The sequence below is a fragment of the Pseudomonas sp. F007 genome (assembly GCF_057814275.1).
Genome location: NZ_JBVATA010000003.1, coordinates 460150 through 472049, shown reverse-complemented (window position 1 = coordinate 472049; position 11900 = coordinate 460150). Strand labels below are relative to the sequence as shown.

Sequence of the window (11900 nt, the reverse complement as noted above, 5' to 3'; positions counted from 1 at the left end):
CCCCGTTTAAAGGCAGAATACGCGCCGCTCAACCTCACCTTCGACCCCAGAGGATCGCCCATGGCCAAACCTAATTACTCCTTCGCCAAACGTCAGAGAGACTTGGCCAAGGAGCAGAAGAAAGAGGAAAAGCTGCAACGCAAGAAAGCGGCAGCCGAAACAGACGCACTGAACCCCGACGCCGACAGTGAAGTGGTTGCAGATGACAGCGTAGAAACGCCGAAAGACCAGGCACCCGAGGCCTGAGTCCCGATCTTTTGTAGAAGTGGGCACGCCCGCTTCTACAAAGGCATCACCGTCACCCGCACTTCCGGGTCGTGGCTGCCACCCCCCAGGATCACCCCACGCAACGGCGACACATCGGAAAAATCCCGGCCCCAGGCCAGGGTGATGTGCTCCAGTGCCGGCTGCACATTGTTGGTCGGATCGAAATCCACCCAACCCAGTTCCGGGCAGAACACTGAAACCCAGGCATGGGAAGCATCGGCGCCGATCAGCCGTGGCTGGCCCGGTGGCGGCTGCGTCAACAGGTAACCGCTGACATAGCGCGCCGCCAATCCCCGCGAGCGCACGCAAGCGAGCATCAAGTGGGCAAAGTCCTGGCACACCCCACGTCGACGCTCCAGCACCTCCACCAGCGGCGTCGCCACCTGCGTGGCTTCGGCGTCGAAAGTAAACTCGCTGAAGATCTTCTCCATCAACGCCTGGACGCCCAACATCAACGGTCTTCCCGGCGGAAAGCAACTGTGGGAAAACTCGACAAAGCTACTCTTGAGGTGCACATAGGGCGACTCGAAGCGGTAACGACAGGCCTGCAGCAGGTCTTCGGTGACCGCCCGGCCGCTGTAGGTCAAGGCGCTGCGAGTTGCCTCCCAGGCCGGTGACTGCTGGAAATCAACCACTGGGCGTTCCAGCACTTCGACATTCAAGCGGGCATTGACCTGCAACTCATCATGCGGTCGCTCAAACGCCAGCCGCGTCAGCGGATTACCGAATACATCAAGCTCGTCTCGGCGAGTCGTCGGGTCCGGGCTGATCAGCAACTGCTGTTCGGTACAGCGCTGCCAGGCGCAAGCGCGTGGCCACAAATGGGCGAGCTGCTGAGCCAGGGATACCGGGCTGTCGTAGCGGTAGTGGGTGTCGTGAAGAATCTGATAACGGGCACTCATTACACGGACACCGTACGTTGGCTGATATCGTCGACATGGGCGAAATGGCGCAGTGCCAGGCGGTCCGAGACCTGATTGCTGACGTCGGCGATTTCCTGCAGCAGGTCTGCCAGCCCGTTGAGCGCCGAACGCACGCTGCTGTCGCCAAACAGGGCGTTCTCCAGGCAACCCAGGTCGAAGCTGGCCAGGCGCTCGACCAGTATCGGCAACGCCAGCTCGCGAGGCGCGGCGAAATCATCGTTCAGCCGCTTGAGGCTGCGGCTTACCAGCTTCAGTTGAAAAAGCACCGCATGAGGGTTCTGCTCGTCGAGCAGCAACAAGTCGAGCACCGGAATCAGTTGCGCCACCGCCAGATAGCGCGAGCGGTAGGTGATACTGCTGTTCCCCAGCTCGAGCAACCACTCCAGCCCGGCCTGTTCAAAGGCGCCAGCGCCGCGCAGGAAGGCCGCCAGGCTGCTGCTCAGGAACTGCAGGCGCTCGATTCGCCGGCCAATCATCAGGAATCGCCAGCCTTCGTCGCGGGTCATGTCGTCCAGGGCAAAACCCGACAGGGCCGCCAGCGACATCACCAGGCGGTTGAGGAAGTCCAGCAGCTCACCAAAATCCGGGGCCTCGGTTTCCAGCTCCAGGGCTTCGCGCTGCAGCTCAACCAACGCCTGCCAGTTTTCCCGCGACAGCTTGCCCCGCACCTGGGACGCCGCCCATTGCAGGCGTTGCAGGTTGGCGCGCAGGCTGAATGACCAGTCCTCCCCCAGCAGCGCGGCGAGCAGACGCTCTGGCAATTCGCCCTCATCGGGCAACAGCAACAGGCTTTCACCCAACTCGACAGCCGCCTGCAAGGTACGCGGATCATCACCATCGACATAACGACTGAGCATGATGCGCAGCAGCCGAGCGCTGTCATCACAGCGCTCGCAGTAACGTCCAAACCAGAACAGGTTCTCCACCACGCGCGAGGGCAGGTAGGGATCACGGCGTATCAGGTCGTGGACGCCCAGGGTTCGTTGCGCCTTCCACTGCTCGCCAACCGGCGCCCGCTGCCCCAACACCCAGGTGTCCTTGCTGGCACCGCCACGCTGCATCGACACCACTTCGGCATCAGCCTCTCCGGCAACCCGGGTCAGGCCTCCCGGCAACACCCGATAGCCGTCGTCATCGGCCACCGCATACACCCGCATGCCAATGGCACGTGGCTGCAATTGCCCCGTCTCGGCCTGCCAGACCGGCGCCTGGGACAATTGCGCGAGTTCTTGCGCGACATAAGCGTAAGGCCGCGCCCTTATGCGCTCAGCCAGCCCTTCACGCTGTTTTTCACTCAAGTCACGGCCGAAAACCGGCGAAAAGCTTTGCGACGGGAACGCTGGCTTGATCAGCAGCTCCGGCAACTTTTCCAGCGCTTGCGCCAGCACCGGAGGCTCGCCGCACCACCAGGTGGCAATCGACGGCAGGATCAACTCTTCACCAAACAGGAACTGATTGATCTTCGGCAGGAATCCCAGCAGACCCGGTGACTCGAGCACTCCGCTGCCCAAGGCATTGGCCACCAGCACCCGCCCTCGGCGCGCCGCCTCCAGCAAACCCGGAACACCCAGAGCCGAGTCGGTGCGCAGTTCCAGCGGATCGCAGAAGTCATCGTCGAGCCGGCGCATGATTGCGTGAACCCGGCGCAGGCCGCTGAGGGTCTTGAGATAGACCGTGGCATCACGCACCGTCAAGTCGCCGCCCTCGACCAGCGGATACCCCAGCTGCCGCGCCAGGTACAGGTGTTCGAAATAACTTTCATTGAAGCGCCCGGGGGTCAACAGCACCACCAGCGGCACCTCGTCGTCGCAGGGTGCCTGGCGGGCCAGGGTTTCCTGCAGGGTGCGAAAGAACCCGGCCAGGTGCTGAACGTGCATATCGCGATACAACTCTGGGAAGGCGCGCGAGACGATGGTGCGGTTTTCCAGGGCATAGCCGGCGCCGGAGGGCGCTTGGGTGCGGTCGGCGGTGACCCACCAGCGGCCATCGGGGGTGCGGGCCAGATCGACTGCATAGAGGTGCAAAAATATGCCGTCAGGCGCCTGGATGCCCTGGCAGGGCCAGAGAAAATTGTTGTGACCGAACACCAGCTCAGCGGGCAACAGCCCTTCGGCGATCAAGCGTTGCGGGCCATACAGATCGGCCAGCACCGCATTCAGCAGGCGCGCCCGCTGGGCGATCCCGGCCGACAGCTGTTGCCACTCATCGGCGGCGATCACATGGGGCAACAGGTCCAACTCCCAGGGCCGGTCAGCGCCCTTGGGGTCGGCATAGACGTTGTAGGTGACACCGTTTTCCTGGATCTGCCGGGCCAGCAGCGTCTGTCGCTGGCGCAGCTGTCCGGGCGTGCTGCGCTGCAGATGATCAAACAGCCGCCGCCAGTGCGCGCGCACGCTGCCCTTGTCATCGAGCAGTTCATGGTAGGTGCCCGCCGTGAGCGGGTAACGGTCTAGCAGGTCGGACATGGAAAGCTCGGCAGAGACAAGGAAATATCACAGTTACGCAGACCTGTGACGCCGGGGTGCGCGGCGTCGCGGCTGCTTCAGAAACGTCGTAGATCGAGGGTCAAGGGAAACTCCTCATCGATCACCGGCGACACGGCAGACAAGGTCCCCGGGCTGTGCCCGAAGCGGAAAAACCGAGCCATGCGCCGACTCTCGGCCTCATTGGCGTTCACCGGCAAGCTGTCGTAATTGCGTCCCCCCGGATGGGCGACGTGATACTGGCAGCCGCCCAGCGAACGCTGCATCCAGGTATCGAGCACGTCAAACACCAAGGGCGCATGCACCGGGATGGTCGGCTGCAGACAATTGGCCGGCTGCCAGGCGCGGAACCGCACACCGGCGACGAACTCGCCGACGCGCCCGGTCGGCTGCAGCGGTACCGGGATACCGTTGCAGGTCAGGCTGTAGCGCTGCGGCGCAAGCCCGGTGAGCTTGACCTGCAGGCGTTCGAGCGACGAATCGACGTAGCGCACCGTGCCGCCCGCCGCCCCTTCCTCGCCCAGCACATGCCACGGCTCCAGCGCCTGACGCACTTGCAGTTCAATGCCGTTGACCGCGTAATCACCGACCTTGGGAAAGCGAAACTCCAGATGCGCCGCGAACCAATCAGCGCGCAGCCCATAACCTGCGGCGTTGAGCTCGGCGATGACCTCGGCGAAATCCTGCTCGATAAAATGCGGCAACAGGAAACGGTCATGCAGTTGCGTGCCCCAGCGTGCCAACTTGGCGGGCGCATACGGCTCGCGCCAGAACCGCGCCACCAGCGCCCGCAGCAACAGTTGCTGAGCCAGGCTCATGCGGGCATGGGGCGGCATTTCAAACGCGCGCAGCTCCAGCAGACCGAGGCGACCGGTGGCGCCATCCGGCGAATACAGCTTGTCGATGCAAAACTCGGCCCGATGGGTGTTGCCCGTGACATCGATCAGCAAGTTGCGCAGCAAGCGATCCACCAGCCACGGCGCACACTCGACGCCCGGTCCAGGCATCTGCGCGAAGGCGATTTCCAGCTCGTACAAGGCATCGTTGCGTGCTTCGTCCACCCGCGGCGCCTGGGAAGTCGGGCCGATGAACAGTCCGGAAAACAGGTAGGACAGCGATGGATGGTTATGCCAGTAGCTGATCAGGCTGCGTAACAGGTCGGGGCGGCGCAGAAAGGGTGAGTCAGCCGGTGTCGCGCCGCCCAGGACGAAATGGTTGCCACCACCGGTGCCGGTATGCCGGCCATCGATCATGAATTTTTCGCTGCTCAGGCGCGTCTGCCGCGCCTCTTCGTAGAGGAATTCGGTGCGTTCCACCAACTCATCCCAACTGGCGGACGGTTGCACATTGACCTCGATGACGCCGGGATCCGGGGTTATCCGGAAATGGCTCAACCGTGGATCGCTCGGTGGTTCATAGCCTTCGAGCAAGACCGGGCACTGCAACTCCTCGGCCGTCGCCTCGATGACGCTGACCAGTTCCAGGTAGTCCTCGACCTGCTGCAGCGGCGGCATGAACAGGTACAGGCGCCCTTCCCGGGCTTCGGCACAGAGCGCAGTGCGTGTCAGCCAGTCGGCGGATTCGTCAAAGGCCGGCGCCCGTTCCTCGGCCGTTACCGCGGGCTGCTGATCGCGCAGTTGTGCGCTGTCGGGCAGCGCCGGCAAGTCCTGATTGGGATCGACGGGATGGATAAACGGGTAATCGGCGGCTTTCACCCAGGGCTGTGACCCCAGCGGCAAACGGTAACCCAGGGGCGAATCGCCGGGGACCAAACGGCAATGCTCATCACGCAGGTACCAGCGTCCGCTCTGCCATTGATCGCCCCTTGCGGTGCGAGCCAGCGGCAGTACCTGACCGATGACCTTGTCCAGGCCCTGACTGAAGACCTTGCGCAAGCGGGCACGTTCCAGCGGGTCTTCCAGCCGGGAGTCTTGCGCGCTGACGTTCTGCGCCAGGGCACCTTCGCGCCAGAGGTAATAAAGACTGTCCTCGTAGGCCGGGAACACAAAGCGCGCAGGCAGTTTCAGGCGCTCGGCGACACTCGCCAGGAAACGCCCGGCCAGGGTGCTGTCGGCGGCGTAGTCCTGCTGCTCATCGGCGATCAACGCCGGGTCGTGCCAGATCGGCACGCCGTCCCGTCGCCAGTAGCAATTCAACGACCAGCGCGGCAACTGCTCGCCGGGGTACCACTTGCCCTGGCCAAAGTGCACCAGGCCCTGGGGCGCGTAACGCTGGCGCATGCGCTGGAACAACTCGGCAGACAGGCGGCGTTTATCAGCCCCGAGGGCGGCGGTGTTCCATTCGGCGCCATCCGGGTCATCGATGGAGACAAAGGTCGGCTCGCCTCCCATGGTCAAGCGCACATCGCCGGCTTGCAGGTCAGCGTCGATCTGCCGCCCCAAGTCTTGAATCGCCTGCCACTGCTCGTCGGTGTAGGGCTGGGTCACCCGTGGGGCTTCCCAGATCCGCTCAACCGACATCTCGTGGCTGAATTCGCACTCGCAGGGTTCAACCAAGCCACTGATAGGTGCCGCCGAGGAAGGATCGGGACTACAGGCCAGCGGGATATGCCCTTCACCGGCAAATAGCCCGGAGGTGGCGTCCAGGCCGACCCAGCCGGCTCCCGGCAGATAGACCTCGCACCAGGCGTGCAGGTCGGTGAAATCCACCTCGGTGCCCGACGGGCCGTCGAGGCTTTTGACGTCGGCGGTCAGTTGAATCAGGTAGCCTGAAACGAAGCGCGCCGCCAATCCGAGGTTGCGCAGCAATTGCACCAGCAGCCAGGCCGAGTCGCGGCATGAACCGGACGCATGTTCCAGGGTGTATTCCGGGGTCTGCACGCCAGGTTCCAGGCGAATCAGGTAATTGATGTCTTCGCTCAGGCGCTGGTTGAGTGCCACCAGGAAATCCACGGCGGGCAACGGGGTACGATCGATCCCGTCAAGGTAGGCCTTGAGCCGGGGCGTCAGGGGGAGCGTTTCGAGGTAGGGCGCCAGTTCCTTGCGCTCGTCAGCGGCATAGGTGAAGGGGATTTGCTCGGCATAAGGCTCGAGGAAAAAGTCGAACGGATTGAACACCGCCATCTCGGCCAGTAGATCAACTTCGATGCGCAGCTCCGTGGTTTTCTCCGGGAATACCAGGCGCGCCAGGTAGTTGCCTTGGGGGTCCTGTTGCCAATTGATGAAATGCTGTTCGGGCAACACTTTCAGCGCGTAGGAAAGAATCCGCGTACGGCTGTGGGCAGCCGGGCGCAGGCGAACGATCTGCGGACCGAGTTCGACCGCACGGTCGTAACGGTAGTGCGTGACGTGGTGCAAAGCGACATGAATCGACACGGCGTGCCTCCTGCGAGCCTTGGGCGTGAGGCAGAGCGCGCAAGACTTATGCCATATGGCGCGTGCGACGCTTTACCCTGATCCTGAAGGACGTACGGCACCAAAACCGGGCGACAGCCTGGTGGCTGGCGCAGGATTGCACGTAAATGTGGCGAATGTCTGAACGGGCCTTCCCAGCAGACCTTGTGGCCAGCCTGCTGGCGAGGGCAGTGTGTCAGTCGAAATCAATGCTGACTGATATGCCCTCATCGCTGGCAAGCCAGCTCCTACAGGTCTTGGGCCAGGCAGAAATCTTTCAGCTGTCCACAAAACCTGTAGGAGCTGGCTTGCTAGCGATGAGGCCAGCCGCCTCACTCCATTTCTTGAAGGCATAAAATGCAAAACGCCAACCCTGAGGTTGGCGTTCTGTTTAGCGTGGCACCACCGGCTTGCGGGCCGGCTTCGGGCCCTTGCCCTTGGCGGCGTCCTTGCGTTCCTTGGCGGCCTGCTGGTTGCGGGCGAACGCTGCGGCCTTGGCCTGTTCACGCTTGTCCCATGGATTGCCGCCGTCGCTGGCGCGCGGTGGCAGTCCGGTGTGCTGGGTCAGCACCTTGGTGGTCTTCTCGCCCGAGACTTTATGGCTGCCGGCCGGCGTCGAGTTCTTGCGACGAGCGCTCTGGTAGCTGTCGGTCGACGGCTGGTGCAGCGGGATCAATTGATTCTTGCCCGGCCCGATCAGGTCAGCACGGCCCATGCGAGTCAGCGCTTCACGCAGCATCGGCCAGCCTTTCGGGTCGTGATAGCGCAAGAACGCCTTGTGCAGGCGACGCTGCTCCTCGCTCTTGACGATGGTCACGCCGTCGCTCTTGTAGGTGACCTTGCGCAGCGGGTTCTTGCCCGAGTGGTACATCGCGGTGGCGGTGGCCATCGGCGACGGGTAGAACGCCTGCACCTGGTCGGCACGGAAGCCGTTGCCCTTGAGCCACAGCGCCAGGTTCATCATGTCTTCATCGGTGGTGCCCGGGTGAGCGGCGATGAAGTACGGAATCAGGTACTGCTCCTTGCCCGCTTCCTTGGTGTACTTCTCGAACATCCGCTTGAACCGGTCGTAGGTGCCGATCCCCGGTTTCATCATCTGGTTGAGCGGACCTTCCTCGGTGTGTTCCGGGGCGATCTTCAGGTAACCACCGACGTGGTGGGTCACCAGTTCCTTGACGTATTCCGGCGACTCGACCGCGAGGTCGTAGCGCAGGCCGGAAGCGATCAGGATCTTCTTCACACCCGGCAAGGCGCGAGCGCTGCGATACAACTGGATCAGCGACGAGTGGTCGGTGTTCAGGTTCGGGCAGATCCCGGGGAACACGCACGACGGCTTGCGGCACGCGGATTCGATTTCCGGAGTCTTGCAGGCAATCCGGTACATGTTCGCGGTCGGGCCGCCGAGGTCGGAAATCACCCCGGTAAAACCCGGTACCTTGTCGCGAATCTCTTCGATTTCGCGAATGATCGACTCTTCGGAACGGTTCTGGATGATCCGCCCTTCGTGCTCGGTGATCGAGCAGAAGGTGCAGCCACCGAAGCAGCCACGCATGATGTTCACCGAGAAACGGATCATCTCGTAGGCCGGAATTTTCTCCTTGCCGTACGCCGGGTGCGGGATGCGCGCATAGGGCATGCCGAACACGTAGTCCATTTCTTCGGTAGTCATCGGAATCGGCGGCGGGTTGAACCAGACGTCGACTTCGCCGTGCTTCTGCACCAGCGCGCGGGCGTTGCCCGGGTTGGTTTCCAGGTGCAGCACGCGGTTGGCATGGGCATAGAGCACCGCATCGTTGCGGACTTTTTCCACCGACGGCAGGCGAATCACGGTCTTGTCGCGAGTCATCTTCGGGCTGGCCAGGATCTGCACGACCTTGGCTTCCTGAGGATCCTCTGCACTTGAAACAGTCGCGCCCTTCTCTTGCTCGATGGCGCAGGCCTGGGTGTCCTGGGTATTCACATACGGGTTGATGATCTTGTCGACCTTGCCCGGACGGTCGATGCGCGTCGAGTCGACTTCGTACCAGTCTTTTGGCGTATCGCGGCGGATAAACGCGGTGCCGCGCACGTCGGTAATGTCTTCGATCTTGTGCCCGTAGGACAGGCGCTGAGCCACTTCGACAATCGCCCGCTCGGCGTTGCCGTACAGCAGGATGTCAGCGCTGGCGTCGATCAGGATCGAGTTGCGCACTCGATCCTGCCAGTAGTCATAGTGGGCGATGCGGCGCAGGGAAGCTTCGATGCCACCGAGGACGATCGGCACATGCTTGTAGGCTTCCTTACAGCGCTGGCTGTACACCAGGCTCGCGCGATCCGGACGCTTGCCGGCCATGCCGCCAGGGGTGTAGGCGTCGTCGGAACGGATTTTCTTGTCGGCGGTGTAGCGGTTGATCATCGAGTCCATGTTGCCGGCCGCGACGCCGAAGAACAGGTTCGGCTCGCCGAGCTTCATGAAGTCGTCTTTGGACTGCCAGTTCGGCTGGGCAATGATCCCGACGCGGAAGCCCTGGGACTCCAGCAGCCGGCCGATGATGGCCATGCCGAACGATGGATGGTCGACGTAGGCATCACCGGTGACGATGATGATGTCGCACGAATCCCAGCCGAGCTGATCCATCTCCTCCCTGCTCATCGGCAGGAATGGCGCTGGACCGAAGCATTCGGCCCAGTACTTGGGATAGTCAAATAACGGCTTGGCTGTTTGCATGACGGTGACCGGTGTTGAGATGAAAAATCGCGGGCGCGGAATATAGCACAAATTTTGACCAATTCCGACGATAATGGTCGGAAATCTCTGGAACCCCAATCGCTAGCAGGCTGGCTCCCACCCTGGAATGCATTCCTTTGTGGGAGCCAGCCTGCTGGCGATCGGGCCCTTTCAGCCACCAGACAACTTATTCATCATCATCAAAGTTATAGCTACCCGGCGCCAGGTTCTCGAAGCGCGTGTATTTGCCGATGAACGCCAACCGAACAAAGCCGATCGGCCCGTTCCGCTGCTTGCCGATAATGATTTCGGCGATGCCTTTGTGCTCGGTTTCCGGGTGATACACCTCATCCCGGTAAACAAACATGATGACGTCGGCGTCCTGCTCGATGGCTCCGGATTCACGCAAGTCGGAGTTGATCGGGCGCTTGTTCGGGCGCTGCTCCAGGGAACGGTTGAGCTGGGACAGCGCCACCACCGGGCAATTGAATTCCTTGGCCAGGGCTTTCAGGGATCGGGAGATCTCGGAAATCTCGTTGGTCCGGTTATCGCCACCGGAACCCGGAATCTGCATCAACTGCAGGTAGTCGATCATGATCAGGCCGATCTCACCGTGCTCGCGCGCCAGGCGTCGGGTTCGGGCACGCATTTCCGAGGGACTGATGCCGGCGGTATCGTCGATGAACAGCTTGCGATCATTGAGCAGGTTGACCGCCGAGGTCAGGCGCGGCCAATCGTCGTCTTCCAACTGACCGGAACGGACCTTGGTCTGGTCGATACGCCCCAGGGACGAGAGCATACGCATGATCAGCGATTCGCCTGGCATCTCCAGCGAGTACACCAGAACCGCCTTCTCGCTGCGCAACACGGCGTTTTCCACCAGGTTCATTGCAAAGGTGGTCTTACCCATCGAGGGACGACCGGCGACGATGATCAAATCGGCCGGTTGCAGGCCACTGGTCTTCTCGTCGAGGTCGGTATAGCCGGTGGACAGCCCGGTAATGGCGCTGTCGGTGTTGAACAGGGTATCGATGCGATCGATAGCCTTGGTCAGCAGGTCGTTCACACCCACCGGGCCGCCGGTTTTCGGCCGGGCCTCGGCGATCTGGAAGATCTGCCGCTCAGCTTCATCGAGGATTTCTTCGGCCGTACGCCCTTCCGGATTGAACGCGCTGTCGGCGATTTCGTTACTGATACCGATCAATTGGCGCAGGGTCGCACGTTGGCGAACGATTGCGGCATAAGCCTTGATGTTGGCGACCGATGGCGTGTTTTTCGCCAGTTCGCCCAAGTAACCCAAGCCGCCGACTTGCGAGGTCTGCCCTTCCTTGTCCAATTGCTCGGCCAGGGTCACGACGTCGATCGGCATGTTCTGATCGGCCAGCTTGGCGATCGCACGGAAGATCAGACGGTGGTCATGACGATAGAAATCACCGTCCGAGACCTGATCGAGCACGCGCTCCCAAGCGTTGTTGTCCAGCATCAGACCACCGAGCACAGCCTGTTCGGCCTCGATGGAATGCGGCGGCACCTTCAACGCGGCGGTTTGCAGATCGTATTGCTCAGGAGCGGAGATTTCGTTCATGGCCACTTGGAATCAGATTGAAAAATCAGGAACTGCAGAAAGACAAAGGGCACGACCTGTAAACAGGATCGTGCCCGATGTTACCGGCAAGCACCCGAGGGTGCCAGCCGACAAGTGCTGCTTAAGCTGCTACCACGACAACGCGTACGGTGGCTTCAACTTCAGCGTGCAGGTGCACAGCTACGTCGAATTCACCTACGTTGCGGATGGTGCCGTTCGGCAGACGAACTTCGCTTTTCGCAACTTCAACGCCAGAGGCGGTCAGTGCGTCAGCGATGTCGTGAGTACCGATCGAACCGAACAGCTTGCCTTCGTCACCAGCGGTGGCAGTGATAGTCACTTCCAGCTCAGCCAGTTGGGCAGCGCGGCTTTCAGCCGAAGCTTTCTTGTCTGCTGCAGCTTTTTCCAGCTCAGCGCGACGCTCTTCGAACGCAGCCAGGTTGGCAGCGGTCGCAGCGGTAGCTTTGCCGTAAGGCAGCAGGTAGTTACGGCCGTAACCAGCCTTAACGTTCACTTTGTCGCCCAGGTTGCCCAGGTTGGCGACTTTTTCCAGAAGGATCAGTTGCATGTGGAAATCCTCTT

7 protein-coding genes are annotated in these 11900 nt (G+C 61.8%); 1 reads left to right on the top strand and 6 read right to left on the bottom strand.

Features of this window, described 5'->3' with window-relative positions:
* Window positions 1-60 precede the first annotated feature (60 nt).
* Entirely contained in the window at window positions 61-246 is a 186-nt protein-coding gene (locus ACZYR5_RS09555) for a hypothetical protein (protein WP_489089391.1), read from the top strand.
* 35 nt (window positions 247-281) lie between these two features.
* Here the strand turns inward: ACZYR5_RS09555 and ACZYR5_RS09550 are convergent, their stop codons facing one another.
* The 6 genes from ACZYR5_RS09550 to rplI form a co-directional block, all read right to left on the bottom strand.
* Window positions 282-1169, bottom strand: coding sequence for a transglutaminase family protein (locus tag ACZYR5_RS09550; RefSeq protein ID WP_489089390.1), 888 nt, complete (start codon window positions 1167-1169; stop codon window positions 282-284).
* The gene (locus ACZYR5_RS09545) at window positions 1169-3655 is read right to left on the bottom strand and encodes a circularly permuted type 2 ATP-grasp protein (RefSeq protein ID WP_489089389.1); all 2487 of its coding nucleotides are present in this window, start codon (window positions 3653-3655) and stop codon (window positions 1169-1171) included. The genes ACZYR5_RS09550 and ACZYR5_RS09545 overlap by 1 nt, the downstream gene beginning before the upstream one ends.
* A 77-nt stretch (window positions 3656-3732) precedes the next feature.
* Window positions 3733-7008, bottom strand: a complete 3276-nt coding sequence (locus tag ACZYR5_RS09540; RefSeq protein ID WP_489089388.1) for a transglutaminase family protein — start codon at window positions 7006-7008, stop codon at window positions 3733-3735.
* Between the two features lie 409 nt (window positions 7009-7417).
* Window positions 7418-9733 carry a YgiQ family radical SAM protein gene (locus ACZYR5_RS09535; RefSeq protein WP_489089387.1) on the bottom strand — a complete coding sequence of 772 codons (2316 nt, stop codon included), beginning with the start codon at window positions 9731-9733 and terminating at the stop codon, window positions 7418-7420.
* A gap of 187 nt (window positions 9734-9920) precedes the next feature.
* Window positions 9921-11318, bottom strand: coding sequence for a replicative DNA helicase (gene dnaB / locus ACZYR5_RS09530; RefSeq protein ID WP_489089386.1), 1398 nt, complete (start codon window positions 11316-11318; stop codon window positions 9921-9923).
* Window positions 11319-11439: 121 nt separating this feature from the next.
* Entirely contained in the window at window positions 11440-11886 is a 447-nt protein-coding gene (gene rplI / locus ACZYR5_RS09525; protein WP_027617542.1) for a 50S ribosomal protein L9, read from the bottom strand.
* Between the last annotated feature and the right edge of the window lie 14 nt (window positions 11887-11900).